Here is a 25,670-nt window from a genome sequence, read left to right on the forward strand (position 1 = left end):
GTAGGTAGGGCTAAAGAAGTGGCTGGGTTCGAGGGGAAAGCGAGCAAGAGGCGTCGGTCGGAAAGATGCCGTCACGATCGGGCCACACGGCCTGCCAGTACGGCACGGCGATCTCCCTGCCGTACACCGCCCGCAGCATCGCGAACGGCTCCAAGGACTCCACGGGGCGCATGAGCAGCTGGAATCCGTTCGCGAGCAGCCCGTCCAGCACCTCACCGGCAACCGGACCAGACGATCCGGCGAACCGCTCGACGACGCTATGGAGCACGCCCTGCATCGCCCTGACGTCCGGCCCGGCCATGACGAACTCACGCCCCAGAGACTCGTGCAGACCGACGGTGTAGCAATAGGCAGCAGAACTCTCATCCGCCATAACGGCCTGGACGGCGAATCCGTGCTCGGCGATCACGGATCGCAGCCGAGCAACGTACTCCGTCATGAAATCGGGCGGACACACAGGGCAATCCGCTTCCCCGCAAGAATCGTGAGGGCGGCCCTCCGGCAAAACCTTGGCCGCGACGTCGGGCGTGAAATCCAGATCGCGAGCGACCAGCTGAGAAGGATCGCCGTCCGGTTCCTCCCAGGGATGCCCGAGGAAGCGCATGCGGATGTCCGCCATGATCAGTACTCCAGTGAATCGAGAGGTGGGGGGCCGAGGAGGCTCAGGCCGATGAGTGCGTCGTCGATTTCTCGGGCGATCGCTGAGCGGTGGCGCTTCGCCTCCGCATGCATCACCGGCATCCGGCCTCGACGGGGGTTACAGGGGGGAGGTCCCGGCTCAGGAGCCGGACGACTGCGCTCGGTACTCGCCCACCACGGCGAGCACCGCGACGCCGAGAAGGCCGGCTCCCTCGCCCGCCATCCAGTCGCCGAGCGGCGCTTCCGGGCTGTTGCTCAGCCTCTGGATGAGGTCATGCACGCTGACATGCGGGACCCCCTCGGCATCGCAGCCAGCCTCGAAATGGCCGAACTTCGGCACGTACGCGTGGTAGTGCCCGTCGGCGCTCCAGTGAGGGTCCTGCCACAGCTCGAACACCGCGTTCGGGGCGTCCTCCTCCAACCGCGTGGCGACCTCCTCGCAGAGTCCCAGCACGGCTTCCCGGGTGCGGTAGACCTGCCCCAGCGTGAGGACCTCGGTAGGGCCACGCTCATACTCGCCGCGGAGTCCGTGCTCCCGCATTAGGTCGAGGAGTGGAGCGAGTTCGGCGGCGGGAGGCGTGTGGGCGGCTCTCCGGCGCGACGGCCGAAGACCTGGTCGACGATGACCGTCAGAGCCGCGATGTCTCACGCTGCCAGTCGCGCGTCTCAGCGCGGCGAACCAGACGGCGGAACCACGGCCCTTTTTCACCTTCGTCGCTGTACCGGCCCGGCAGGATCTTGCTCCCCACGGAACCGGTCCGAGCGTTCTTGACCTTGCGACGCCTCGCGGGACGCTTCTTTGCCCCGGTTCCAGGGACGGGGGTACTCATGCTGAGATCAACTCCTCATCCGCCCCGGTGCCTTACGCCCCGTTGTCGTTCTCCGCGCAGTCGGGACAGCGGGTCAGGGTGCCGTAGGTGTGAACCGCACAGCGCACACACGGGCCGACGGAGGCGACATATTCGCCGCCCTCGGTGCGGGTTTCTCCGGCCCAGTCGTCAGCCGGGATCCCGGTTGGTTCGTTGCAGTGGCCGCAGTTGACCTCGCCGGGGCGGTAGATGGCCATCAGAGTTCACGCACGGACAGACCACCGTGCAGCCTCCACAGGAGCTCCGACATGTCGACGCCGATTTCGTGCTCAGCGTCGTTACTGTCGCCTTCGACGGCCTCGTTCCAACGTTCGAGAAGTTCTTCCACCTCGGCCTGTTCGGAGGGGCTGAGTCTGGTGTTCAAGACGCGGTCCTCTTGCTTACGCGCCCCGGCGAGCGGGGGCGGCTGATGGGGCTCGGGTATGGCCCGAGAGGGTTTGAAGATCAGCCACGTGAGGCTGCTCAGCTCCCGCTTCACTCCTCAGCGACCACCACCCGCACGCCCGACATCCGGCACTTCTGGCCGCGCACGGAGTGGCCCTCCAGCTGGCCGTTGGTCAGGTCGACAACCGCTCCGCACCCGGCGGACGGACAGCGGACGGCCATCACCCGGCCCTCGTCGTCGAGGAGGGGCATCTCGTGCGCGAGAGCCATCGCGGTCTGCTCGCCCTTGAGTCGTACGGCGAAGGTCACCTCGCCGCCGGCCTGTACGTCATCGAGGCACAACTGACACAGGGGCTGCTTGCGGGCTCTGGCTGCGGCCGCTGGTGAAGGGGGCGCACGGTGGCCGTCCGGAGATACACCGGGCGGCAAACCCGTCTCGGGGTCGATCAGGATGCTCGGAGCGGTGTGGCGTTCCAGCTCGTGAAAAATGGTCGGACGGCCACAACAGGGGCATGTCATCAAATAGAACAACGCGAGCTCTCAGGATCGTCGGAGCGGTGTGGATGGGCGCGGACTGCCTTTGGGGAGGGGCTGTCCTGTTGTGGCTCGGGGCTTACAGGCAGATGCAGCCGGTGACCCGGGTCGACTTCCTCGACGAGGCCGCGGGCGACGGCTGCTGGTCGGGTGGCTTATCGGCCGGTTCTGCCGGCCCCTGCCTCACAAGAACTACAATACACATCGGAAATTAAATACGCAACAAATCGAGCTCGGGATCCTGTGCAAGGCGCGGAACGGTCCGGCTCCAAGCCCGACCTTCGGTGTGCTGCCGGCCAGGGGCGGTTCCCCTCGGTGATGCGAACCGGTATCCGCTCATCTTCGATAAGGCCCGTTCCTCCTGCGCTGAGACAGGTGAGCTGGCCCGTGACAGCCAAGCCCGGACGGGTGCCAAAGAAGGTGGGAAATCGCTGTTTTGTGAAACGGAGTTGGGAACTGGCCAGGGGCGTTGTCGGTACCGGCCGCTATGCTCGGCGCAGCGCACCTCGCTTGTGCGCGCCGGCCCGGGCCCACCCCCGGGATATCGGTGAACCGTGCTGCCGCGCGGGTGCGCGCGACGACCGGTGCCCCTTTTTCCGAACCCGCGCACCCTGGCCAAGCTCGTGGTGGGACGAACCGCAACGCCAGGACGCGACGAAGGAGAAGCGATGGCCCCGTCCCACAACACCACCAATCAGGAGCGGATCGCCCGCGCGCTGAACCGCACTACCAGCTGCGGCTACCAGAAGGCCCTGCAACGCGTGAAGGCCGCGGCCGAAGCGGGGCAGCTGCCCGCGAAGCTCGACCAGGCCGGCCGCGAAGAAGCCGTGCGTATGCTCACCGAGGGCCACTCCCGGCCCGCCCCGGGCGTCGTGAAGAGCGGCCCGTCCGCCGTCACGCAGCCCTCAGCAGTGACGCTCGGGCTGGTACGCGGAGGCATGGACAAGACGGTGGCCGTGACCGACGCCAGCGCCCTGGCCACCCAGCAGGGCCACCGGGTACTGCCGGTCGACCTGGGCGAGCCGCTCACCGAACTGAGGGCCGAGACGCAAAGGGCGATGGAGGCGCACCGGAACTTGAGGGACAAGGAGCGGGTCGTCGACGCCATGCGGGACCAGGGTCTGAACCCGTACCTTTTTCCCACTGTGCCGCGGGAACTGGTGCAGCAGGTGGAACTGCTGCTGGAGCAGACCCGGCGGCTGTCGCAGAGCGACACCTCGCAGTGAGCCGCCGCCGTCGGCGAGGGGTCTCCGTCTGGTCTCGCCTCGCCGACGGCCGGTCGCTCCCAATCCATCGGCAGGCACTCGGGCCCGCGGCTGGTGCAGGTTGCGGTCCAGCACCCGCACCGGGTAGTCGGCTGGCAGCTCCCGCAGGACATCCACCGTCATCGGGTGCAGGTCGGCAAGGTCCGGAGCGGCCCTGGGACGCGGTCGGCTGCTGTGGTTGACTCCTTCTTCTCGCAGCGGATGGGAAACATATGAGCGACGCGCGGCTGTGCCGGAGTCGCCGGCATGTACGGCCTCGGCATAGGCCTTCTCCAGATCGTGGGCGGCGGTCCAGTTGTCCTCGTACGCCTCGCGGCCGTCGGGGTACTCCTCTCGGCGCCGGTCCTCGAGCCGGTCGACGATGAACTGGTAGACGCCTACACCGGTCTGCGAGTCCAAGAGCATGCGGTGGACCTTTCGGAGTCGGTGACCTGGTCGGCTGGGGGGTCGGGCTATCGCCTGAGTGGTCGGGCGGCGCGGGCGCGTCGCGCGGCACGGAAGGCTTCGGCGGGATCGTCGCAGGCTCCGGGGGCGGGGCGCCACTCGTCGGCTCGCCAGAGCGTGAAGGGGTGCCACCGACCGTCGAGGCCGGGCCGGATCTGGACGCCGGCGGTCGAGTCGGTGAGCGATCCGTCCGTGATGTCGATGACGCCGAGGTTGACGGTGCGGGAGGTGCGGAGGGCCTCTGCGGCCTGTTCCAGCGTGCTCGGCGGGACCGTGGCCGCGGCGAGCGCGGCATGGGCGCCGGCCGGGCCGCCGTGGCGGTAGCCGATCATCATGGCGCGCAGCGCGGCTTCGGTGAGACCGGTGGTGGCGGCGGCGGCCGGGAGCCGGTCGACACCGTGGGGGGTGGCAATGATCCGTACGGTGTCGGCAAGGTCGTCGTGGGGTTGGCCTGGGGCCGCGGACAGGAGGGCGCGGGCGCGGCCGGCCGCGTCCTGGGTCATCCAGGCCAGGTCCTGCGCGCGGGGGCCGGGAACGGGCGGGTCGTCGAGGGTGGTGGTGACCGGGGCTACGGGGTCGAGGTTGAGGTCGGGCGTGGGGTGCGGGGCCCGGTGAGCCGCCAGGGAGTAGAGCTGGTCGGCGCGGACAGTTCCGTCCGCGTCCGCGGGCAGGGTGCCGGGGTCGGTGTCAGCCACGAGGTCGCGTACGAGGCCGGCGAGGGCGCGGGCGGACATGCCGCGGGCGCCGAGCAGGACTGAGGCCGTGACGGCGAGCCGTTCGGCGACGGCGTGGCCGAGGGCGGCGCTGTGGTCACACACGCGGCCGGTGCGGCCGGTGGGGCAGGAGCAGGAGAAGGCGATCTCTTCGGCCCCGGGCACGATGGCGATGCCACGGGCGTGGCCCGGGTCGGCGATGGCGGCGGGAACCCGGTTGGCGAGAAGGTCGGCGACGGCTTGGGTGTTGCCGGCGAGACGGCCGGCGAGGGTGTCCCACTGCGTTTCAGTCAGTTCGGGCAGCAGCAGAGCGGCTTGGTGGGTGGCCTTCTTTGCGGTGACGGCAGCGGCCAGGCGGCCGGGTTGCGCATGGATCTGGGCGATGGCGCCGTTGCGGTGGAGGTTGAGGCCCTTGCCGTAGGAGACGGATCCGTTGGTCGCCAGGTGGAAGGCCTGCTTCCAGGCGGCGACGAGGGGGGCCATGTTGCGGATGTTGCCGGAGCCGGTCATCGGGACCCCAGAGCGACGAGCGCGTTGAGTTCGGTGTCGTCGAGATCGGCGAGGGCGCTCTCGCCGGAGGTGAGGACCGCCTCGGTCAGGGCCCGTTTGCGAGCGAGGAGTTCGTTGATGTGGTCTTCCACGGTGCCTTCGGTGATCAGGTGGTGGACCTGCACGGTGCGGTGCTGGCCGATGCGGTGGGCGCGGTCGGTCGCCTGGTCCTCGACGGCGGGATTCCAGGGCCGGTCGTAGTGAACGACGTGCTCTGCCCGGGTGAGGGTGAGTCCGGTGCCGGCTGCCTTGACCGACAGGATGAACACCGGGGCGGGGTCGGGGTCGTTCTGGAAGGCGTCGACGAGGTCTTGGCGGCGGGCCTGGGGTGTCCCGCCGTGAAGGAAACGTACGGAGTGGCCGCGGGCACGGAGGTGCTGCTCAAGGATGCGGCCCATCTGCACGTAACCCGTGAAGATGAGTGACGCTTCGCCGCGCTCGGCCAGGGTGGGCATGAGGTCGTCCAGGGCTGCCAGCTTGCCCGAGCGGCGGGCGAGGTCCCCCGGGTCGATGTCCTCCAGCGGCTCCTTGAGGTAGAGGCTCGGGGTGTTGCAGATCTGGCGCAACGCCTGGAGCAGTTTGAGGACCAGTCCGCGGCGCTGGATCCCGGTGCTCGTGGCGATCTCGTCCATGGTGTCGCGGACAGTCGCCTCGTACATGCCGGTCTGCTCGTCGGTGAGGGCGACGATGCGGTGGTGGTGGACTTTGCCCGGCAGTTCGGGCGCGATGCCGGGATCTGACTTGCGCCTTCGCAGCATGAACGGGCTGATGAGTCGGGCGAGTTGGGCTGCGGCGGGTGCGGTGGAGTCCTTCTCGACGGCGCCGTAGCGGATGCGGAAGGCCTTGCGGGTGCCGAAGAGGGAGGGGTTGGTCCAGTCGAGGATGGCCCACAGCTCGGTGATGTTGTTCTCCACCGGGGTGCCGGTGACCGCGATCCGGCTGCGGGCCGGCAGGGCGCGCAGCGCTTTGGCCGTGGCGGAGGTGGGGTTCTTGATGTGCTGGGCCTCATCCGCGACGACCAGGCCCCACTCGGCGGTGGCGAGGGCGGCGGTGTCGCGGCGCGCGGTGCCGTAGGTGGTGATGACGACCGTGTTGGGTTCGAGGGCGTCCCGGTTGAGGGTCCGACCGGCGCCGTGGTAGCGCACAACCGTGGTGGAGGGCGCGAAGCGGGCGATCTCGCGTTCCCAGTTCGTGATGAGGGAGGCCGGGCAGACCACCAGCGTCGGGCCGGTGGCACCGGCGGTCTCGGCGCGGCTCAGGTGCAGGGCGATGGTCGTCAGGGTCTTGCCGAGCCCCATGTCGTCGGCGAGCAAGCAGCCGAAGCCCAGGTCGACCATGTTCGCCAGCCAGCCCAGGGCGCGTTGCTGGTAGTGGCGCAGCGTCGCTTTCAGAGCGATCGGTGGCGGGGTGGGCCGGGCATCGTCGGGTGCTTGGCGCAGCGCGTCGATGAGGGTGGCCAGCGCGCCGGCGGGTCGGGCTTCGAGCGCTTCGCCGTCGAGGGTGAGCGTGCCGGACAGGGCGGCGGTCAGCGCGTCGAGGGACGGCAGGGGCGCGAGGTCGCGGGCTCGGGCTCGACCGGCGGTGACTGCGTCGACGAGGAGCCAGCGTCCGCGCAGCCGGATCAGCGGCCAGGCGGCGTCGGCGAGCGCGGTCATCTCCTGTTCGGTCAACGGTTCGCCGTCGAGGTTGATGTGCCAGCGGCAGTCCACCAGCCGGTTCAGGGCCAGGTAGCCGCTGCCCGTCGTGCCCTCGTCCCCGTCGTAGGGGCCGCGGGTGCCGAGCACGGCGGTGGCGGTGAGGGCCCCGAGGAGGGTGGAGGGCCACTGCACGGTGATGCCGGCCTCGCCGAGCGGTGCGGTGGCGTGGTCGTGGAGATGGGCCAGGTCCTCGGCGGTTAGGGAGAGGCGGTGGGGGCGTTCCTGGGCGGCGAGTTGGGCCAGGGGCGGGAAGTGCCGTGCGGCGCGGCGTAGCGTGCGCCGCACGCCGGGCAGTACTGCGGGGGTGAGGTCGGCGTGGGTGTGCTGTCCGTCCCAGACGGTGATCGCCACGACGGTCTCGTCCTGGCCACCGGCGGCCAGGTGGAGAACGGCCAGAGCGGCTGGAGCCGGACCGTTTGCGTCGGGATCCTTGATACGCAGGACCAGGCGCGGCGAGGGGTGGGGGTCGACGCCGTCCTCGATCGCGTCCGCCCACCTCCACAGTTCCGGCGTCGGATTGGCGTCCTGGTCGGCTGGCCCGGTGTGCGGGCCGGAGCCCAGCAGCGTGGCGGCGGCGGGGGTGCGGAGGAGGGTGTCGGCGACCGCGTCGAGCAGGGGCCATGCCGCGTGCTCGGGGGACGGAACGCGGATGGGGTTGGTGCCGGCGAGGAGGCAGTGCCCTTCGGGGGCCATCAGGGCGGCGGCCGCGGTGACGGCGGTGCGCAGCGGTTCGGTGATCGGCCCGATGCGCCAGCAGCCCTGGCCGTCGGCGGTCAGGGCGGGGTAGACGCGTTGCTGCGCCACGCACGCCACGGCCAGTCGGAGGCAGGGGCGCCAGCCTGCGACGGAGGCGTGTTCGCTATCCCGGGGGGTGAGCAGGGCCGGCAGGGCGAGACCGACCGGGACAGCGACGCCGGTCACGGTGGCGCGGCGGGGCATGATGCCGCCGGTCCCGGCGAGGACGAGGTCGCGGGTGACCGGCTGGAGCGGCGCCGACATGCTGTCGAGCAGCGGCAGGTGTGTGCCGTCCGGCTGGAACAGCATCCATGAGGTCCGGGCGGGGTGGCGGGAAGGCAGCAGGGTCAGGGCGGCGCCGTCCGCGAGGGCCTGCTCGATCGCGCGATGCGCGGCGAACAGGTCAGCTGGACCCGCGGTCAGGGCGGGCGGTGGCTCCTGGTTGAGGGCGGGCGGCGCGGGTGCTGCGGGCGGCAGGGGTGAGGTCGTCGGCTCGGGTGCCGCCTGCGGCTGGGGTTCGTCGGCGCCGAGGGCCTTCTCCAGGGCTTTGAGGAGACGGTCGGCAGCTTCGGCACGGGCCTGCCGTTTGCTGGATCCGGTGCCTTCGCCGATGAGCTGCTGGCCGCGGTGTACGGCGGTGACCGTGGCCGCGAAGCCGGAGGGAGACGGGGTCGGGGGCCGGTAGTCGGGCCGGGTGATGTGACCCGCCTGGTGAAACTCGTTCAGGACCGAGACGGCGTTGGAGTCCCCGGCCGGAGCGGCGGCCCGGAGCGGGACGGCGGGTGTATCCCAGCTCCAGTTCTGCACCACACGATCGGCCAGTGGGTCAGGCAGGCCGGCGAGTGCGGCGATGAGGGCGGCCATGGCCTGTTGCCTGGCTGCCTTGCGGGTGCGGGCCTGCTGAACGCTGCCAGTGACGTCGCGGCCGGTGGGAGCGAAGGTGGCCTGCGCCACGAAGAACGGCAGGCCGTCATCCCCTTGCCCCTCCCGGACGGTCGCGGCGGGCGTTCTCAGCATCTGGCCGTGCATGGAGATGATGCTCGGCGCCATGGCCGGGCTGGCAGCGACGGCGAGGATGGCGGCTTGCCGGACGGGCGCCCAGATCTGTGCTTCGGCCGTATCGAGGAGCACCGTCCGCAGGGCGGCGACGTCGAGGTGCCCCCGGGCGATGCGGTGCACGGCTTCGGCGGCGATCGCCGCCGCGGGAGCGCCTTGGGCGACAGCGCGTTGCAGCGTGCTGCGGAAGGTCTCCGCGTCCATCAGGGACAAGGTCGGGCCCTCGGCGGTCTCGGCGCGGGAGGCCGGGATCTCGGGGTGTGGGTTCCGAGTGGCCAGCGCTGCAGGGCTGATGGGCTGCAGACGGTCGATGGACAAAGACACTCCCCCAGTAACCGGACGCCGTCGAGACCGCCTCCATTGTGACCCGCGCAGGCGGCGGGTCCGCGCCGTACACACGAGGACCCCACTCAAGCATGCTGCTTATTCTTGTTTCAATATGTAGTTTAGCCATGTTGCCGGATACCGGCTCCCCCTCACTTCGCCCGCATCACGCCGGGATTCCCATCTGTGCGCCAGCAGTTACACGGCGCCCGCTCTTGCGAGGATCGTCATGCACCTGGAACCCATGGTCTTCCGCTTCACCGCCAGCGGCCCCAGCGCCGAGAGCGCCTTCGCGAACCATGCCGCCGAAGACCGGAAACTTCCGGTCGACCCGTTCTCGCGGCGCGCGGACCTGACGAAGGTTGACCGCGTCACCGTCGTACGCAACCGCTCCGCACTGGGCCCCGTCATGGCGGGCTACTTCAACGCCTCCCTTCCGTCGCCCATCCCGTACGGCGCCCCCTCGACGAGGACGACGCCGACTGGCTGGCCGACCGCCTGATCGAGGACGACGCCCCGTGCGTCCGTTCCGGCGGCGCCGGAGCGCTGCTGCTCGAAACGGACGGGCCGGAGCCGAGCTGGCTCTTCTTCGGCTGGAGCACCCCCCTCGGCTGACCCCCCTCCTGCCCGCCCCCATCCCCTCCAGCCGTGCCACGCCCAGCGCGGCTGCCAGCACCAAGGACTCGACCATGCCCACCCTCATGGCCCTCACCGACACCGACATCCACATCCGTACCGCCACTCAAGAAGACGGCGACACCCTCGTCGAGCTGATTGCGCTCGTCAACCTCCAGTTGCGGACCGAGGACCTGCCCGGTGCCCTGGACCCCATGCGGCACGCCCTCACCGACAGCGACGACGGCCCGCTCTCGCACCGCAGGAACCACTTCCTGATCGCCGAGAACAGCGAGGGCGTTCCCGTCGGAGCCATCACGTGCGGCCCCGCCAAGTGGATGTCCGACCCGAACCGCTCGCCCAAGATCATGCGGCGCAGGATCATCGAGCGCATCTCCACCGTCCACGGTCTCGCCGTGGTCCCCGCCTACCGAAATCAGGGAATCGCCCGCCCACTCCTTTACCACGCCGAGCAGACGTTCCGGAACGCCGGATACACAGCCCTGACGCTGCGCCACGACCGAAGCCTCACGACGTTCTACGGGCGGCTCGGCTACACCACCCACAACCGCCTGTCGCTGAAGCTGCCCACGGGAGAACTTCTCAGCCTCGTGGAGCGGGGATGGAAGCACGCCTTCAAGGTCCTCACCCCTACCGCCTCGATCACCACGGTCCAGGGGATGCCCACCATCACACCGGCGCACTGTCCGACTGACGTCCCGCCAGCCTCGGCCCAGTACACATGCGGACCGGCGCGGCTCGTTCTCAGCCCTTGTCCCACCCAGTTCGGTTACTGCGGTTCGTCGTCCCCGCCTTCCAGAACTGGAGGCTCCTGCCAAGTCAGGGTCTCCAAGGGCGACTGCAGGCGCCGGGCTGGGCCGGGCAGAGGCCTCATCACGGCGGAGGCTTCGTCGCTGAAGTAGACGACGGGCTTGCCGGGGACGCCTACGGGTCCGGGTCCTGCTGTGCGTGCAATCTCGGTGGTCATCTGGTCCCCCTGGTTCGTCACGGGCCATGCCCGGTTGAAGGCCGGCGCACAGGCCGGCTGCGAAAGCGTATCCAGTTTCCGAACGGCGGCCCGAGGAGATTCCCCCAGCGGCGTATCCCCCAGGTCGTGTCTGCCCCAATCCGTAGCAACTCGCCGCTCCTTGCACGGCGCGCGTACGCATGTCCGCCTCTGCGAACGCGTCGGCCACCACTTGCGGGTCCGAGCCGTCACCGCTCGTCCGTCGCCTCACGAGCACCCTTCGGACACCACCGGACCGTTCGTAGCAGCCGATCCAGCTCGTGCCCCTGCCTGGGCCGCCCGGCCGGCGCCTCTCCGGAGGCCGACTCGGCGACCTGTCTGACAACGTGGGCCATCTCGTCCATGACCGCCATGATCGGCTTGGGCGGCACCAGGACGACGTTCACAGCCGGTCCTCTTTCCCGGACCGCGCGCGCCAGCTGGTGGAGCTCGCTGTGGCCCGGATGGCGGACTCGGAGCTCGTCCTCGTCGATGAGGACAGTGACGCGGCTGTCTGCGGTGTCCGCGAATGGTCCGAACTGCTGCTGGGCGGCCTCCGAGCCGAGTTCACGGCATTCGACGGTGTGCAGGGCGCGCCTCAGCACGGTCGCGATCTGGCCGGCGTCGGCGTCGACCGGCAGAGGAGGCTTCCCCGTCCTGGTAGGTCCGAGAAAGGTTGCCGAGTCTGACATTTGATCGCTCATCGTGCGGTTCTCCTTTTCCCCTGGGTCGGTGAGGTTCAGGCTTGGTCGAGGTGCTGTTCGTACCAGGCAGTCAGCTGGGTGGGGTCCTGCGGGAGAGACCTGACCAGGCGGAGGAGCCGTTCGCCGACGGGCCTGATCTCGGTAACGGCTAGGGCGGACAGGTCGGTGGTGCACAGGGCGGCGAAGCCGGCGAGGTGACGCTCTTCGAAGGTGCGCTCGCCGGGGAGGCTGTCGGCGGCAGCAAGGTAGCGGGTGACGAACGGGTCGAGCGCGGCGCGGTGGGCAGCGAGGTGACGGAGGTAAACGGGGTTGTCGACCAAGGTGGTGTTGGCGGCTTCATCGTGGCGGGGTGAGGGCAGTGCGAACCAGTCGCTGACGAGCGCAGTGAGGGTGGCCGGGCAGTCGGGCCTGTCGGAGCGGGTATCTCCTCGCCAGTGCCCGTCAGCTGCTCCCTGGGCTGCGCCCACGCGGTCGTGCAGGCGGCCGAGGACGCTGGCGAGGGTGAAGAACCCCAGAACGTAGTCGGCTCCGGCGATGACGGACCGGATGGTCGGCTCGGCCGACACCGCGGCGGGCAGCAGGAGGCGCTGCTTGCGGTGTTCGCGCTGGAAGGGCAGGCAGACCGCGGCTTCGATCGCGGCGTGTTCGGCCAGCAGGACGGCGGCGGCCTGCGAGGGCGCGGCCTCGCGCTCCCACTCCACTGTGTCGTCCTCGTGGGCGAGGTCGCTCAGCCCCAGTGCGTCCAGGCTGACGCGGTAGACGCCGGTAGTGGTCGCGGTCAGAGTCAGGACTCCGTCGCGGTCGGGCAGTGGCTGCGTGTGCTGAAGCGTGCCGTCGGCGCTGTCGCGTGTCCAGTCCGGATTGGCGGGGCGGGTCGCGGCGGCAAGCGCCCAGTCGAGCAGGTGGATGAGTTCTTCCTGGCCGGCGCTGATGAGGTCGGATCGGGAGGTGTCCGAGGGGCGGCTGCAGAAGTGCCGGCCGAGGCGCTGAAGGGCTTCCTCGGGGAGGTCGGCGACGAACTCGGCGCCAGGCGGAAGGCAGGGGTCGCTTCCGTGGACCGTGCCTTCGGGGTACGTGCGGCAGCTGCCCGCCCAGCCGCCGCTGGCGTATACGCCGGCGTGGGCGGGGTCGGCGAGGACGCGGGTGGCGACGTCGAGAACGTGCTCGGCGGCCTGGACCACGACAGGGCCCGCGTTGAGGCCGGCGATGTGGCAGAGGGCGCGGGCGGCGGGGTGCTCGGCGCCGGGGTGCGCGCGGGCGGGTTCGATCTCGGTGAGGAGGTCGAGGACAGCTGTGCGCGGGTCCGCAGGGCCCGGGGCAGGAATCGGCCCGGTGGGCCACAGGGCCAGGGGGACGGACCGGGAGGTCCACAGCGGCAGGACGGTAGGGGTGGCCTCGCATGCCTCGAACAGGTGGAGGTTGCCGTGGTGGCGGGTGGTGAACAGGTGGACGTGACCGCTGATTCGGGTGAGGGCGTCGAGGAGCCGGATCCGGCGCAGGGTGGCGCACAGGTGATCGGCGATGCCCGCGAGTTCGGCGTTCTGGGTGGCCGCGTACTCGGGTTCACGGAGGAGCTGGGGGATCCAATACGGCATCAGGCTGCTCTGGTCGGCGGACCGGCGGCCGAGCGCGGCACGCCAGTCGGTCTCGTTGATGTCGGCGAGGACCATCACCATCCCGGGCAGTGTCAGGACGATCCCGTCTCGGCGGCCGGCCCAGCGCAGGCCTGCGACGCCTGTTCCTCCCTCCCGGTAGGCGAGGGCGTCGATCCACCGGTCCAGCTGGGCGGACGCAATCCGCACCACCAGTTCGTCGAGGCGGGGGGTGAGGCTGCGGATGCCGAACGGGCCGCCGGTGAGGGTGGTGCGGTGACGGCCGTAAGCGGCGATCAACGCGTGGAAAATCCGTGCCTCTCCTCGTACCTGCTCGGGCGCGGGTGTCGAGATGAGGTGCTCGAAGTCCGTGAGCTCGGCTCGGGCCGTCTCTTCGGATTCGCCCGTGGCCATCTGGCGCAGGGCGACCGGGGAGACGGCCGTCCCGGTCGTGCGAAGGCTCTGCTGCTGCCGGGGCGTGTACGGGGTGAGGGTGTGGGTGAGGATCACGTGCTACTCCCGCTGTGAGGTCCGCTGTCACCTGCTACAGGTGTGCGAACGGCGCGCGGTGTGACAGCCAGAGCGGACGAATTTCGAAGAGCGCTGGGGCGCTGGGGGCGACATGTGTCGTCTGACACTGAACGTGGCCGGATTGCCAGGGACGTTGGACGGCTACTACGTTCCTGCCATTGATGTTGGACCGAGGACTGGGGGCATGGTGGAGGCGCCGACTCTTGCGTACGGGGACGCCGCGCGATGCTGATCCCGACATTCAACGACTTCGTCGCAACCCGTTGGGTGCAGCTACACCCGGGCGACACGCGTGTCGATGCTCAATGGGCGGTCTACAACCAGACCGTCCACGAGCACGTGCAGATGATGCTGGCGGACCCGGCTATGCAGGGAAACGATGGCATCGTTACCGACATCTTGGCCGAGGATCTACTGGAGACCTTCTTTGGCCCTGAATGGGTGGCGAAGAGGTTTGGATTGGCGGACAAGCGCGGGCAGGAGGATTTCCGATGGATTCTCCCCGCTCACCGCAGACGTGAGCTGGCCCGACGGGTTTACGAGTTCCAGAGCTTCTCTTGGTTCCAACACTTCATCGACCACACTCGCACCAACGAGATTCCCTCCGCACTGTACGAGGGAGACGTCTTGTCTGCCCTGATGCATCTGCCGGCCACCGTGACACGAAACAAGGAATCAGGCATAAAAGGGCAAGACTTTGACATCCTGCTTGAATTCCTTGGCGAGCAGCCCCGCGTCCCTGTCGAAGTAAAGAACAAGGACGATGACGCGGAGTTCAAGGACACCGCGGTCCGCAAGGTCCTCAAGAAGGCAGCCACGCAGCTTCCTAAGGGAGAGGTCGGATGGGTTTTCCTTCGGATACCCACGACCTGGGTTGGCAGCCGCCTGGAGGACGAGTACCCAGAGATACTGCACGATACGGTCCGCCAGACCTCACGAATCGGCGCCGTGTTCACCGCCATCGACAAATTTCACCTGAACTCGGACCGCAGCAAGCTGTCGGTCAACAGGATCTGGCATTACTTCCCCAGCACCGATGCGCCAGACGTGCTCCGCGAGACCAGCTTCAATCTGTACAGATTGCTCGAACAGGGTATGGACCACTTCGCTCCACGTGCCCCTTTTTAATTTCCAGAGGCTTGGAGAGACCCACACTGAGAAAACCCGCGAACCTTCTACCGGCTTCGGTCTTGATCCGATATCAGTGGCAAAGAGTCCAATTTCAGGGTCAGAGACAGTGTCCCGTCGCAACGAACGTTGAGCGTGTCCCACCGGAGCCTGACGGCTTGCCTTCGTTGACCGTCCAGGAAGTGGTCGCTTCTCGCTCCTGACAGCGGAAGAATACGGGCCGGTCGGCCAGAACGCCGACCCTGTCTATTTCTATGCCCCTTCACGGAGCGCTGCCCATGCCGCGCACTTCCGGCGCTCAGCTGAAGATGTCGAGGACGTCCAGCCAGGAGCCGTCGTCGGCCGAGCGGGGCCGCATCGGGCGTGGCTCCGGGTAGGTTGCCGCTGCAGCTCGAGCGCGGACGACCTCCGGCCCGCCACACGCCTCGAGGGCGAAGGTGCCGAAAACCTTGGCGAAGGCGGCAGGGTCGCGAAACTCCACGCCGAAGGCCCGGCCGTCTTGGAGCGGAACCCACACCACTCGGTCGAACCGTATCCACTCCAGCACCGGCTGGTCGTCCGCAGTCGACCGCCCTCCCAGCCACAGCCGCGCCACGTGCAGCAGGTTCACCTGCTCCATGGCCAGCCGCTTGCGCCGCACACGCAGTTCGCGCGTCGTCAGCGTGATCCGCTGGTCCTTCTTCGGATACCAGACGACGCCGATCCCGAACGGCACCCACAGCAGGATCCCGATCATCGGCCAGACCAGAGCGTCGCCCCACGATCGGAACAGCCCCCCGTCCGCCAGGTACAGGGCCCCGAAGACCACAACCCACTTCGCCGTCATCCGCCAGAACCCAGTGCCCTGCCGGTACAGGACCCGCCGCTTCCCCGTCATCGTCATGCCCGCACGCTATCCGCCACCCTGCAGCTCCCGACAAAGCCGGCTGTCCGCCGAAAGGCACTCGGACTTCAGTGGGAATGCTCAGCCTTCACCGCGACAGGACCCGAAGGCGGTGACGTCCCCCGTTGGGTTCAGCCTTGCTGGACGCTCAGGGAGCGGGCGGGGCGAGGGTTCGATGTCCGTGGGCGTAGCTGAGCAAGTACAGCGCCGCCTGGAGGATGAGCGCGACGCGGTGCTTGGGCGGGGTGTCGATCAGGCCGTGGCAGACCTCGTTGCGCAGGTTCATGCCGCGGTCGGGGTCGACGAGGAGCAGCTCCAGGGCGCGGCTCCAGTCCGCGGGATACCCGGCGGCCGGCATGCTGCGGATGAGTCCGCCCAGCTGGTCGACGGTCCCGGGGGACGGGCCCTTGGCCACGGACAAGATCGAGACTTGCCAGCGCAGGAGCTGTCTGAGGATCTGCTCCACCTGAGGCAGGGCGATGCACACCGCTGCGTCGAACTCCCCCAGCCAGAAGTACCGGAAGGCGTAGGCCAGAGTTCGGGCGCGCGCCTTTGGCAAGACGGCGTCATGGGCGAGGGCGCCGATCAGCTCGGCCTCGTCCGGATCGAAGCGCTCGTGGATGTGGTCGAGCTGATGGGCGGCGAGGTGCCCGAGGAAGTCCATCGCGAGGACCTGCAGTCCGACGAGGTGGTCGTCGGCGGCGGCGACGGGCGGAGCGACCTGGACGGGTCCGGCGGTGTTGATGCGCGTGCGCGGGATCCGGAGCAGACCGTCCAGGAGGCTCACGTCGTCGGGGTGCTCGCGCATCGCCGGATGGGCGTCTTGCGCGGTTCGCCACAGTGCGTCTCGCAGGCTTGGGGCGGCGTCGACGTGCGCCCGGGCCCCGGCGAAAAGTTCCGGCGGGGGGATGAGCGGGCGACGGATTCGAGTCCATCCCAGGGAGTCCGGATCGGTCTGTTGCAGGGCCATCTCGGCACGCACCCTCAGCTCGGGCAGACCTCGATCCCGCGCGATGGTCGCGGCCTGGGTCAGCAGGTTGTGGCGACGGAACCCCGTGTCGGCATCGGCGGCGTCGAGGAGTGCGCTGACGATCTCGGTGTCGATGCCGACTCGGCGGAACTCGGACGCTTCTGCCCGTATCAGCTTGAGGAATCCGACGCGGGCGTGCACATCGCCGGCGTACCGACGGGCGGCGCGTTCTGCGAAGTCGGTGATGTCGTAGCGCTGGACACGCAGCCCCTCCAGGAGATCGGCCATGATCGCCGTCTCGTCCTCGGGAGCGGCAAGGACTCGCTCGGCCAGGGCGACCGTGTCGTCGGTGACGCGCTTGCACAGGTCGGTCTGGTTATAGGTCCGGGCGAGGTCTCCGGCCCAGCGCAGACACTCGGTCGCACCCACCAGGCCGGGGAAGCGCTTGCGGGCGGCGAGCAAAAGCGGCACCGCGTCCAGGTACCCGGCGGCCGCGCCCCGGATGCGGTCGACCTTGCGACCGTGTCCTGCGACGAGCAGAAGGTGATGGAGGCGTCCCCGGACAAAGGAGTTGGTCACGGCCTCGGCGTACGCGCTCCAGGTCTCCATCTGGTCGGCGGCGACGTCGGACAGGCTCGCAGGCGGCCGGCCGAGGACGATCCAGGTGAACGTCTGCGCCCTGCCAGTCCCGGCGGGTCGGAGACGCAGCGCGGCGAGTAGCGCATCGCGCTGCTGCTCGGCGGCCGCGTTCGTGCCGGTGTCCGCAGCCGCGAGGACGGCGGCGATGTCCTCGCAGGAAGCGGCGTTCGCCGCCGCTTCCGTGAGCACGTCGAGCACACACGGTTCTACTTGCGGCATGGGCGCCTCACTTCCTCCGTCGCCAGTATCGGTACGACTTCGGACCGGGCCCGCTGCTTTTCCGGAGTTCGTCAACGCTCACGCCGTCGGCGCAGCATGCGGAGGGTGTCTACCCATCGGCGTTGCCGGGGCGCGCGGGGCGCGGGGGGCGCGGGGGGCGCGGGGGGCAGCTGTGGGGGCGGGGGAATCGTGGGCAGGGCCACAGGTGGAGGTGGGAAGGCCGGCGCGAGGTTCGCGGACGAGGCGACGGACGGGGTCACGTTCCCGCGCGGGGGTGCCTCGGCATCGTGCTGGTCGGCTGGCTGCGGAAGTTGTGGGGCGGTGTGCTGATCTGTCTCAGCCTCGGTGGCGGGGGCCTCGGCCGTCGGGATCGGCGCGGCGGGCTGAGGAGTGGGCGGAGCGTGCCGCTCGGCGTACACCTCGCGGGCTCGCCGGTCGCGCCAGCGGTGCCGGCCCTCCTGGGCGGCATACAGCTCGTCCATGACCTTGTGCGCGTCGGCGGGGTGGAAGACCGCCCGGGTGCGGGTCAGCGAGGACAGGGCGATCGGGACCAGGCCCCAGCAGTCCGCGGTGGGGGCCGGACGGGGCTTGCTGATCCGCCAGTCGTCCCGCGGGTCCTTGTGGCGCGGCCACTTCGGCCAGGCCGTCCAGTCCTGCTCGGGGCGGGCGGGGTGCCGGAAGGCGTGGTAGCCGTAGGGCACCAGCACGAGCTTCCCGTCGAGCCAGTACACATGGCCGCCGGCGTCGAGGATGGCCAGCTGCTGCTCGGTGGGGGCGACACGCTGGTGCTCGACGTCCCGTCCGCTCAGGCGGACCTTGTGGCTGGGGAGTTGGCCGAATTGGCCAGGGTCGCGGCGCAGGAACCAGACGTGTGCGGCTCCGGCGTGGTGCTCGCGTACCGCGAGGGTGCGTCGGCGGACGGCCTGAGGGCTGGGCAGCGTGCCGGGGCGTTCGATGACCACGGCTGTGTCGCCGCACTGTGCGATGACGACCGGCGGGAGTCCGATCGGGTCGCGAGGGTCGTCTCCGGGGGAGGCGAGGGTGCAGCCGGTGATGCCGGGCAGGGCGCGAATCTGGTGGCTCAGCTGGATGACGACCTGGTCGTCCGCATCGATCTGCGCTTCCCGTTCTGCCAGTCGGCACGAACCTCCCTCCTGGTGGGAGAAGTGCGGCGTGACCTTCGCTTCGGGCCGGGCACCCCTGAGGATCAGCGGATCCGCGCAGGCTCTGCACAGGTACCGTCCGCCCGCCAGGCCGATCGGCAGCCCCTCCACGCCCAGATCGACATAGATCGGCCGCTTGGTCTCGGTGTCCCACGCGCTTGCACCCATGGCGTGATCATGACGGGCGCTACGGCTGTCCGGCCAGACCTTCTCCCGCCACACGGGCGCCCGGTGCCTGAACGACCAGCACGACGGGAAACAGCTTGCCCCCGTGGCCCGCCTGACGGGAGCTTCGCCGACGAAAGCCGGCCACGCTGGACAGGCCGGCGCGCTGCCCGCGCCGTGGCCGCGGCCTGCGTGGGGGCACCCGGCCGGCTGACCGACGAGGCGCGGCCGTCGTCGCCTTGACGTTCACCAAGGCGCTGGAGGCACCGAGCAGGCCGCCGTGGCAGTTCTTGCCGTCCAGGGCGCGGAGTGACCCGTCCCCTCACCACTCCCCCGTCGCCGCCGAGGTCGGTTCGCTCCCCCGGCCCGGGTGGGCGGCTAGAACAGGGTCAACGGCTGAGGAGGGGTTGGTGCGCTCTGGTGTTCTCGGATCGCGTCCCGAAGCTCCGCGGCGGTGACGCGGGCGGCGTCGAACGTCTCGGTCCAGCCGTTGGGCAACTGGGCGGCGGTGAGGAAGACGCCGTGCCCGGCGGCGCGCAGGCGCCGCAGGATCGTCTGTTCGACGGACAGGGCGTCGTCGCCGGTGGGCACGTGGTGCTCGTAGTACAGGGTCCAACCAAGGCGGCGGTGCTGGCCGATGCGGTCGTTTCGCTGACGAGCACCGGCGACGCCGATCTTGACGGCGCCGTGCAGTACGTGGGTGACGACGTAGACGCGGGCGGGCGCGGCACGGTCGAAGCCGAAGCGGGCGCAGTACTTGCATCCGCGACCGCTGCGGATCTTGGACAAGGTGGGAGTCGAGGTGCGGCCGCAGGTGGTGCAGCGGCAGCGCCAGGGCGTCATGGACGTGGTGTAGGGCTCCAGGGGCTCGAGACCGGCTTCACGCATGGAGGCGGCGGCGCGCTCGGGGTCTTCCCGTCGTGCGGCGCCGGCGCGGAGGTCGGCGCAGCGTCGGCATCCGCTCTGGCCGGCGAGGATGGATCCGAAGGTCGGCGAGGTGATGGTGCCGCAGCCGTGGCACAGGCACCGCCAGGGATACTTGACCCCCCGGTACGGTTCTTGGGGTTCGAATCCGTGCTCGCGCATCTCGGCGACGGCCAGGTCCTCGTCATGGCGCTGTACCTCGCCGTGGGCCCGGTCGGCGCATGATTTACAGCCCGGGGGCCGGCTGCGGCCGGTCAGGGAACCTAGGCGCGGGGAGACGATGGCCCCGCACTTGGTGCAGCGGCTCTTCCACGGGAACGCGGTGCCGGGGTACGGCTCCAGCGGATCCAGGCCCGCCGCCCGCATCACCGCGGCCGCGGTCTCGGCGTCGTGGCGCATCGACTCGTTGGCCTTGCGCCGGCCGCAAGGGTAGCAGCCGCCCTGTCCCCGCCGGATGGAGCCCAGCGTGGGCTTCCCGGGCGCTCCGCACGCCCGGCATCGGACGGGCCATGGCGTGTCCACTCCCGGGTACGGGCCGAGGGGTTCCAGGCCCGCGGCCCGCATGTCGGCCGCGGCGACGTCCGGTTCGACCGGCGCGTTCGGCGCGCACCACCGGCAGGGCCCGGCACCGGAGTTGATCCTGACGTAGGTGGGTGTGACCTCGCGTCCGCAGGCGAGGTGACGGCACCGCCACTTCCGGTCGCTGCCGGGATAGGCCTCCAGCGGCTCCAGGCCGGCCGCCCGCATCACGCCGGCCGCGGCCTCGGGCTCGATCCGGGCCCGCCCGGAGCAGTACACGCAGCCGCGCTGTCCCTTGGTGACGTTGCTCAGGCGTGGGGTCACCTCCCGCCCGCACGTCGTATGGCGGCACCGCCAAGGCGCGGAGCTGCCGGGGTAGGGCTCCAGCGGCTCCAGGCCCGCTGCCTGCATGATCTCTTCGGGTTCGCGGGGGTCCTTCCGTGGCCGGCCGGTGCGCGCCATGATCCAACTCCCCGCTCGTGAAGGGTGAGCGGGGTCGTGCCTCGCTGTGCGGCGCAGCATAGAGGCAGCCACTGACATCGGCGCCGACCGCGGCCTTGCCGCCAGCGGGATGTGCTGCACGCCCGTCGCTTCTCCGGGCCGACCGGGCTCAGTTCACGGCATCGGCAGGGGCGCAGGGTTCGTCAGTGGTGCCGTTCGCTCCGGTCAGGTCCTCGCAGATCTTCAGGTGCAATCTGGTGGCGGCGGCATCGAGGCGCTCCCACTGTTCGGTGGTCAGGTCGGGCAGGAGGGCACCGAGGTGGTGCAGGGCGAAGGCGACGGCCGCCGGCACCGCGTGACCGAGGAGGTTGCCGATCCCGGCGCTGTGGGCGTCGTGGTCGAGGTCGCGGCCGCCGGACAGCCCGTAGGCAAGGCCGTAGGTGTAGGCCGCTTCCTCCGTGAGGGTGGTGTGGGCAATGGCGCGTGCACCGTCGGCGCAGGCGACGGTGGCCAGGAGCTGGTCGATCACGGGGCCGGGAATGGTCTCGCCGGAGACGGTGGTGGTGTCGTTCATGTGGGGGTAACGGCGGTTCGGGGTCGGGTGACACGCCGGAGTTCGGCGGCTTCCGTCCGGGCTGCCGGGTGAGGGACGCGGTGGGTTCGGCGAGATGTGAGGACTGCGGTGAGAAGCGCTGTGGCTGGCCACAGCACGGCGGTGACGGCTGTGAGGGTGAGGGGCGGAAGGCCCGCGTGGTGGGCGGCGATTAGCACAGTGGCGGTCTGCAGGGTACCGGCGGTCGTCGCGAGGTCGCCGTGCCAGGCCGCACGGTGGAGCGTGTGCTCGACCATGCGGCGCACACCGCTGGCGCAGGCGACCATGGCGGGCCCGCCGAGGACGCTGATGGTCAGGGCGGTCTCCCACCGGGAGAAATCGGTGGCGAGGACGGAGAGCGCCACGCCGCCGGTGAGGAGCAGCAGGATTGTGAGGGCGGCCGTGGTGATCCTCAGCTGCCCGGGGCGCGGGGTCTGGGGCGGGTCGAGGAGGTAGAGGACGGCAAGCAGCAGCCCGACAAGCATGCCGATCCCAGTCGTCCAAGGCGTCGGCACGGTGGTGGTGAGCGAGAGGGCACCAGTGACGACGGCCGCGGTCAGGCTGGCCGCGCACACCGCGGTTCCGCGGGCGAGCGGCTCCCGGTGGCGGCCGGCGGAGGTCGTGGTGGCGACCAACGTGGGCGGGTGCCGGTGCGATGTGGCGGTGGGTGCGTCGGCGAAGGCGGCCAGCTCGGTGTGCAGCCGGGTGAGCCGCGTGCGGGTGTCGGCCGCAGTCGGCCGGCGGTCGGGGTCCTTGTCGAGGAGCTCCAGGACCAGCTGCTCGAGCTCGCGGGGTACGCCGGAGCGCAGGGCGGACAGCGGGGCCGGCTCGTCGTGGACGTGCTGGTTGAGGACCTGCCAGCCCGTGCCCGTGAAGGGGACGGAGCCGGTGAGCAGCTCGTGGAGGAGGCAGCCGAGCGAGTAGAGGTCGCTGGGTGCACCCAGCGTGGTGTCCCCACGGGCCTGCTCGGGTGACATGTAGGCGGGGGTGCCGATGGCGACGCCGGTCACGGTCAGCGTGTGGTGGGTGGCCTCGGCCAGGCGCGCGATACCGAAGTCGCACAGCTTCGCGGCGTTGCCGGCGGCCTGGTCGATGAGGATGTTGGCCGGCTTGAGGTCGCGGTGGACGATGCCGCGCTGGTGGGCGGCCTCCAGCGCCCGGCTGACCTGGATCCCCCAGGTCAGGGCCTGGGCGACGGAGAGCGGGCGGCCGGCGAGCGTGTTCAGCGGCTCTCCGTCGACGAGGTCCATGGCCAGGAAGAGGATCCGGCGGCCGTCGAGGTCGTCGCCCCCGTGGTCCCGGACGGCGACGACGTTCGGATGGGACAGTCGCGCGGCGACCTGTGCCTCGCGGCGAAAAGCCGCTTCCCGCACCGGGTCCCCCTCCCCCACCGGGATGATCTTGAGGGCGACGTCGTGGTGTTGGTGGAGGTCCTCGGCTCGCCACACGGTGCCCATGCCGCCGCTGCCGATCAGCTCCTTCAGCCGGTACCGGCCGGCGACCGTCGTGCCGCGCATCAAGTCCTCCAGCCCTGCGTGCCTCAGCTCTGGAGCCGGCTGGCTCCAGACGCGCCGCGGGCAAGGGCTTGCCCCCGGTTCGGCGGAGCATACGAAAACGCCTCGCCGGGGCTGAGTGGCGATGCCAGCGCCGAGGGCTGCGGTCAGGTCGGGCGCGGTCGGATCACACGGACACGGGCGCCTCCTGCGGCTCGCGGGGCCCCAGGTGGCGGACCATCTCCTCGCCCAGTTCCAGCAGCGTTAAGAGACGTTCCCTGGCGAGTGCCTTGTGCCCTTCGTCGATCAGGTCGAGTGCGGCTTCCCCGGCAGCGAGGTAGTCGCGGGTCCACTGGTGCAGAGGACTGTGGGCTCGGCGGATGATGCGGCCGGCCGCTTGAGCGATCGCTGCAAGAAGGTCACCGTCGAGATCTACCAGGTCGGCATGTGCGACTGTCTCCGTGTATCCGCCCTGAGGCATTTCCCGTTGCGGCAGCCGATCGGTGGCCCCGCACTCCCGGAGGAATCCCAGCACGGCACGCTCGGCTTGCAGGGCCTGGCGTCCGGTATCGAACTCAGTCACCATCTCTGTCACCCAGCCCTGCCGCGCGTGAGCCCTCAGCCGCACCTCACGGGAAGCGGCACCCACCACCCCGACCTTGAGCGCAGCGAGCCCTTCGTGCCGTATCACGTACAGCAGAGCCGGTTCGTCAACACGATCATGAAAGTTACCCCCAGCCACCCTGTCCCCCATCTCGTCGGCTGTGCGGACAGTACTGCCCGCCTCCGACAACGACCCCTGCCCGCCGGCTTCTCTCGACCGGCGCATGCTCCGTCGCACAGCCAGCCCGCCGGGCGATCGAGGAGCACGGCGGAGGATCCTCCGGCCGGGCCGAGTCCGATGGAGCAGCTCCGTGCCCTCGCCGGCCTATCCGAGACCGGGACGGAGTTCTACCAGGTGTTCGGGTGTGGCCCCGGCCAGTTCGAGGTGGAGGTGCCCGGCCGCCGCGCCGTGATCGATGCGGGGATGAGTACGCCTCACGACGCGGGGATCGTTCGGCGCTCTGGCCCAGGCAGATCACGGTGTTCGGATACGACGACGGGCCCGGTGATGCGCCGGGCCCGTCGGTGAGTAGCGGGGACAGGATTTGAACCTGCGACCTCTGGGTTATGAGCCCAGCGAGCTACCGAGCTGCTCCACCCCGCGTCGGTGAGGCCACTCTACACAGTGGTCCTGGCGGGGTGGCGAGCATTTCGTGGTGTCAGCCGCAGCGGACGATGTTCTCGGCCTGGGGGCCCTTCTGACCCTGGGTCACGTCGAAGGTGACCTGCTCGCCTTCGTTGAGCTCGCGGAATCCGTTGGCGGAGATGTTGGAGTAGTGCGCGAAGACGTCCGGTCCGCCGCCGTCCTGGGAGATGAAGCCGAAGCCCTTCTCGGCGTTGAACCACTTCACGGTGCCGCTGGCCATGCTGCTGTCCTTCGGTGTCGCCGGGTGCTCCCCGGTCGTTCTATGGGGCGGAGCCGCCCGTCACCGGGGGCATCCGCCGTCCGTTCTACCCCGTGGGCCGCAGTTCTATCCGGCTCCGCGCGCACAGCGTGCCGTTGCGCTGCTCATCGGGGCCTTGGCCCTTCGGCGTGAGCTCCGTCCCGGCGGGGCTACTTGCCCTTGGCGGCGTCCTTGAGCTTGGAGCCCGCGGAGACCTTCACGCTGTAGCCGGCCGGGATGTCGATCGGGTCGCCGGTCTGCGGGTTACGGGCGGTGCGAGCGGCACGGTGGGTGCGCTCGAAGGTCAGGAAGCCGGGGATGGTGACCTTCTCGTCGCCCTTGGCGACGACGTCGCCGACGGTCTCGGCGAGGGCGGCCAGAACGGCGTCGGCGTCCTTGCGGGTCACCTCGGCGCGCTCGGCGAGGGCTGCGATCAGTTCGGTGCGGTTCATGAGCTGTACTCCGTGACGTTCGGGTTGCCGCGGCCGGTGCGGGGACGCGACGATCGACGGCCATCCTTCCATCCGGGTCTGACACACCTTGTGCCTGGGCCTTCGGCGGGTCGCGCGGCGCTGGATCTGCCGTGCGGCAGGAACCGTAAGCGGTCTGCCAAGGGTCAGTCCGGTTGCGGCGGGGCCGTGGAAGTGACGGGCGGGTGCGAGGTGCGCCGGTGCGGCAGGTGTGTCGCGAGGGAGCCAGCCGATGCCTGTGCGAGGAGGTCGAGGGCGTCCTCGCTGAGCCGCTGCGCTTCGGGGACGGCTGCCGCACGCTGCGCCGCATCGGCCTCTGCCGTGTCGGAGAGTTGAGCGGTCCGCAGAGCGCCCTCGATGTGGGTGATGCGGCCTTCGACCGCCGTGAGCGCGGCTGTGAGGCGGTCGCGGAAGAGACCGTCGGTCTCTGGATCAACTGGGGCTGGAGTGTTGGTGGTGAGGGTGTGACTGCGCCCGGAGAGGTCTGCGTGGCGGGCGAGGAGTTGGGTGAGCGCCTGCGCCTCGGCGGCGAGGGTGAGTCGTGTTTCGTCGTCGCGCAGGGATGTGCCGGCCTCGACGACGGCATCGATTCTGGCCTGCAGGGCCTTGAGGTCGTCCGGCAGCTCGCGCACTTCTTCCACGCGATACCGCCCGCGCCATGTGACGGCCGCTGCGTAGCCCTCTCGATAGCACAGCCAGCGGTAGGACTCGCCGCGATCGAAGAGACCTGGCCGCTTGCCGGCCCAGGCGGGGCGGGCGGGGACGTCTCCGTGTGCGGGCGGCAGGAGCTCGGGCGGGACGCCGGCTATGAGGGCCGCCTGGCTCGCGGGTACGGACGGCTCAATGATCACGCGGTACTGCGGTGAGGGCATGGGTGGGTTCCTGAGTGGGCGGGCTGTTCAGGCGGATGGGGCGGTCAC

General features: G+C 70.0%; 23 protein-coding genes and 1 tRNA gene. 5 read left to right on the forward strand and 19 right to left on the reverse strand.

Features of this window, described 5'->3' with window-relative positions; genetic code table 11:
* Window positions 1-10: 10 nt before the first annotated feature.
* From PZB75_RS30795 to PZB75_RS30810, 4 genes are all read right to left on the reverse strand, one after another.
* Window positions 11-619, reverse strand: a complete 609-nt coding sequence (locus PZB75_RS30795) for a DUF4262 domain-containing protein (protein WP_275538973.1) — start codon at window positions 617-619, stop codon at window positions 11-13.
* A gap of 159 nt (window positions 620-778) precedes the next feature.
* A complete protein-coding gene (locus tag PZB75_RS30800) occupies window positions 779-1,180 on the reverse strand; it encodes a hypothetical protein (RefSeq protein WP_275538974.1) in 402 nt (133 codons plus the stop codon).
* Window positions 1,181-1,704: 524 nt separating this feature from the next.
* The gene (locus PZB75_RS30805; protein ID WP_275538975.1) at window positions 1,705-1,872 is read right to left on the reverse strand and encodes a hypothetical protein; all 168 of its coding nucleotides are present in this window, start codon (window positions 1,870-1,872) and stop codon (window positions 1,705-1,707) included.
* A gap of 110 nt (window positions 1,873-1,982) precedes the next feature.
* Complete coding sequence (locus PZB75_RS30810) at window positions 1,983-2,162, reverse strand: hypothetical protein (protein WP_275538976.1); 180 nt, start codon at window positions 2,160-2,162, stop codon at window positions 1,983-1,985.
* Between PZB75_RS30810 and PZB75_RS30815 the strand changes: the two genes are divergently transcribed.
* Together PZB75_RS30815 and PZB75_RS30820 are read left to right on the forward strand one after the other, a co-directional pair.
* Window positions 2,148-2,279, forward strand: coding sequence for a hypothetical protein (locus PZB75_RS30815; protein ID WP_275538977.1), 132 nt, complete (start codon window positions 2,148-2,150; stop codon window positions 2,277-2,279). The genes PZB75_RS30810 and PZB75_RS30815 overlap by 15 nt on opposite strands.
* Before the next feature lie 815 nt (window positions 2,280-3,094).
* Window positions 3,095-3,652, forward strand: coding sequence for a hypothetical protein (locus PZB75_RS30820; protein WP_275538978.1), 558 nt, complete (start codon window positions 3,095-3,097; stop codon window positions 3,650-3,652).
* A gap of 491 nt (window positions 3,653-4,143) precedes the next feature.
* On the opposite strand, the gene PZB75_RS30825 is transcribed toward PZB75_RS30820, so the two are convergent.
* Complete coding sequence (locus PZB75_RS30825; RefSeq protein WP_275538979.1) at window positions 4,144-5,358, reverse strand: hypothetical protein; 1,215 nt, start codon at window positions 5,356-5,358, stop codon at window positions 4,144-4,146.
* On the reverse strand, window positions 5,355-9,203 hold the full coding sequence (locus tag PZB75_RS30830; protein ID WP_275538980.1) for an SNF2-related protein: 3,849 nt from the start codon (window positions 9,201-9,203) through the stop codon (window positions 5,355-5,357). Before PZB75_RS30830 ends, PZB75_RS30825 begins: the two co-directional genes overlap by 4 nt.
* A 235-nt stretch (window positions 9,204-9,438) precedes the next feature.
* On the opposite strand from PZB75_RS30830, the gene PZB75_RS30835 reads away from it, so the two are divergent.
* Window positions 9,439-9,711 (forward strand): hypothetical protein, encoded by a 273-nt coding sequence (locus PZB75_RS30835; protein ID WP_275538981.1) that lies wholly within the window; start codon window positions 9,439-9,441, stop codon window positions 9,709-9,711.
* A 187-nt stretch (window positions 9,712-9,898) separates the two neighbouring features.
* Window positions 9,899-10,747, forward strand: coding sequence for a GNAT family N-acetyltransferase (locus PZB75_RS30840; protein WP_275538982.1), 849 nt, complete (start codon window positions 9,899-9,901; stop codon window positions 10,745-10,747).
* 292 nt (window positions 10,748-11,039) lie between these two features.
* Here the strand turns inward: PZB75_RS30840 and PZB75_RS30845 are convergent, their stop codons facing one another.
* Together PZB75_RS30845 and PZB75_RS30850 are read right to left on the reverse strand one after the other, a co-directional pair.
* A complete protein-coding gene (locus PZB75_RS30845; RefSeq protein ID WP_275538983.1) occupies window positions 11,040-11,522 on the reverse strand; it encodes a hypothetical protein in 483 nt (160 codons plus the stop codon).
* Window positions 11,523-11,569: 47 nt separating this feature from the next.
* The gene (locus PZB75_RS30850; protein WP_275538984.1) at window positions 11,570-13,636 is read right to left on the reverse strand and encodes a hypothetical protein; all 2,067 of its coding nucleotides are present in this window, start codon (window positions 13,634-13,636) and stop codon (window positions 11,570-11,572) included.
* A gap of 246 nt (window positions 13,637-13,882) precedes the next feature.
* Here PZB75_RS30850 and PZB75_RS30855 point away from each other — a divergent pair, with 246 nt between their 5' ends.
* Window positions 13,883-14,785 (forward strand): hypothetical protein, encoded by a 903-nt coding sequence (locus PZB75_RS30855; RefSeq protein ID WP_275538985.1) that lies wholly within the window; start codon window positions 13,883-13,885, stop codon window positions 14,783-14,785.
* A 298-nt stretch (window positions 14,786-15,083) separates the two neighbouring features.
* On the opposite strand, the gene PZB75_RS30860 is transcribed toward PZB75_RS30855, so the two are convergent.
* The 11 genes from PZB75_RS30860 to PZB75_RS30910 all read right to left on the reverse strand — a co-directional run bounded on the left by PZB75_RS30860 (window position 15,084) and on the right by PZB75_RS30910 (window position 25,622).
* Window positions 15,084-15,668 carry a hypothetical protein gene (locus tag PZB75_RS30860; protein WP_275538986.1) on the reverse strand — a complete coding sequence of 195 codons (585 nt, stop codon included), beginning with the start codon at window positions 15,666-15,668 and terminating at the stop codon, window positions 15,084-15,086.
* Between the two features lie 148 nt (window positions 15,669-15,816).
* Window positions 15,817-17,496, reverse strand: a complete 1,680-nt coding sequence (locus PZB75_RS30865) for a DUF4209 domain-containing protein (protein ID WP_275538987.1) — start codon at window positions 17,494-17,496, stop codon at window positions 15,817-15,819.
* Between the two features lie 71 nt (window positions 17,497-17,567).
* Window positions 17,568-18,827 carry a hypothetical protein gene (locus tag PZB75_RS30870; protein ID WP_275538988.1) on the reverse strand — a complete coding sequence of 420 codons (1,260 nt, stop codon included), beginning with the start codon at window positions 18,825-18,827 and terminating at the stop codon, window positions 17,568-17,570.
* A gap of 375 nt (window positions 18,828-19,202) precedes the next feature.
* Window positions 19,203-20,729 (reverse strand): GIY-YIG nuclease family protein, encoded by a 1,527-nt coding sequence (locus tag PZB75_RS30875; RefSeq protein WP_275538989.1) that lies wholly within the window; start codon window positions 20,727-20,729, stop codon window positions 19,203-19,205.
* Between the two features lie 148 nt (window positions 20,730-20,877).
* Window positions 20,878-21,282, reverse strand: coding sequence for a hypothetical protein (locus tag PZB75_RS30880; protein ID WP_275538990.1), 405 nt, complete (start codon window positions 21,280-21,282; stop codon window positions 20,878-20,880).
* Window positions 21,279-22,817: a serine/threonine-protein kinase gene (locus PZB75_RS30885; RefSeq protein WP_275538991.1), complete on the reverse strand. Its 1,539-nt coding sequence runs from the start codon at window positions 22,815-22,817 to the stop codon at window positions 21,279-21,281. Before PZB75_RS30885 ends, PZB75_RS30880 begins: the two co-directional genes overlap by 4 nt.
* Before the next feature lie 163 nt (window positions 22,818-22,980).
* Window positions 22,981-23,376: a hypothetical protein gene (locus PZB75_RS30890; RefSeq protein ID WP_275538992.1), complete on the reverse strand. Its 396-nt coding sequence runs from the start codon at window positions 23,374-23,376 to the stop codon at window positions 22,981-22,983.
* 550 nt (window positions 23,377-23,926) lie between these two features.
* Window positions 23,927-24,000, reverse strand: a tRNA-Met gene (locus PZB75_RS30895).
* Between the two features lie 55 nt (window positions 24,001-24,055).
* A complete protein-coding gene (locus PZB75_RS30900; protein WP_275538993.1) occupies window positions 24,056-24,262 on the reverse strand; it encodes a cold-shock protein in 207 nt (68 codons plus the stop codon).
* Window positions 24,263-24,450: 188 nt separating this feature from the next.
* A complete protein-coding gene (locus PZB75_RS30905; RefSeq protein ID WP_275538994.1) occupies window positions 24,451-24,732 on the reverse strand; it encodes an HU family DNA-binding protein in 282 nt (93 codons plus the stop codon).
* 164 nt (window positions 24,733-24,896) lie between these two features.
* Entirely contained in the window at window positions 24,897-25,622 is a 726-nt protein-coding gene (locus tag PZB75_RS30910) for a hypothetical protein (protein WP_275538995.1), read from the reverse strand.
* Window positions 25,623-25,670: the final 48 nt, after the last annotated feature.

Source organism: Streptomyces sp. AM 4-1-1 (assembly GCF_029167625.1).
Lineage (GTDB): Bacteria > Actinomycetota > Actinomycetes > Streptomycetales > Streptomycetaceae > Streptomyces.

Bases quoted from the DNA above. Each gene is read 5' to 3' on its own strand.
- PZB75_RS30795 (WP_275538973.1), bottom strand. From the start codon at position 619: ATGGCGGACATCCGCATGCGCTTCCTCGGGCATCCCTGGGAGGAACCG.
- PZB75_RS30800 (WP_275538974.1), bottom strand. From the start codon at position 1,180: ATGCGGGAGCACGGACTCCGCGGCGAGTATGAGCGTGGCCCTACCGAG.
- PZB75_RS30810 (WP_275538976.1), bottom strand. From the start codon at position 2,162: ATGGCTCTCGCGCACGAGATGCCCCTCCTCGACGACGAGGGCCGGGTG.
- PZB75_RS30820 (WP_275538978.1), top strand. From the start codon at position 3,095: ATGGCCCCGTCCCACAACACCACCAATCAGGAGCGGATCGCCCGCGCG.
- PZB75_RS30825 (WP_275538979.1), bottom strand. From the start codon at position 5,358: ATGACCGGCTCCGGCAACATCCGCAACATGGCCCCCCTCGTCGCCGCC.
- PZB75_RS30835 (WP_275538981.1), top strand. From the start codon at position 9,439: ATGCACCTGGAACCCATGGTCTTCCGCTTCACCGCCAGCGGCCCCAGC.
- PZB75_RS30840 (WP_275538982.1), top strand. From the start codon at position 9,899: ATGCCCACCCTCATGGCCCTCACCGACACCGACATCCACATCCGTACC.
- PZB75_RS30845 (WP_275538983.1), bottom strand. From the start codon at position 11,522: ATGTCAGACTCGGCAACCTTTCTCGGACCTACCAGGACGGGGAAGCCT.
- PZB75_RS30855 (WP_275538985.1), top strand. From the start codon at position 13,883: ATGCTGATCCCGACATTCAACGACTTCGTCGCAACCCGTTGGGTGCAG.
- PZB75_RS30860 (WP_275538986.1), bottom strand. From the start codon at position 15,668: ATGACGATGACGGGGAAGCGGCGGGTCCTGTACCGGCAGGGCACTGGG.
- PZB75_RS30865 (WP_275538987.1), bottom strand. From the start codon at position 17,496: ATGCCGCAAGTAGAACCGTGTGTGCTCGACGTGCTCACGGAAGCGGCG.
- PZB75_RS30870 (WP_275538988.1), bottom strand. From the start codon at position 18,827: ATGGGTGCAAGCGCGTGGGACACCGAGACCAAGCGGCCGATCTATGTC.
- PZB75_RS30875 (WP_275538989.1), bottom strand. From the start codon at position 20,729: ATGGCGCGCACCGGCCGGCCACGGAAGGACCCCCGCGAACCCGAAGAG.
- PZB75_RS30880 (WP_275538990.1), bottom strand. From the start codon at position 21,282: ATGAACGACACCACCACCGTCTCCGGCGAGACCATTCCCGGCCCCGTG.
- PZB75_RS30885 (WP_275538991.1), bottom strand. From the start codon at position 22,817: ATGCGCGGCACGACGGTCGCCGGCCGGTACCGGCTGAAGGAGCTGATC.
- PZB75_RS30900 (WP_275538993.1), bottom strand. From the start codon at position 24,262: ATGGCCAGCGGCACCGTGAAGTGGTTCAACGCCGAGAAGGGCTTCGGC.
- PZB75_RS30905 (WP_275538994.1), bottom strand. From the start codon at position 24,732: ATGAACCGCACCGAACTGATCGCAGCCCTCGCCGAGCGCGCCGAGGTG.
- PZB75_RS30910 (WP_275538995.1), bottom strand. From the start codon at position 25,622: ATGCCCTCACCGCAGTACCGCGTGATCATTGAGCCGTCCGTACCCGCG.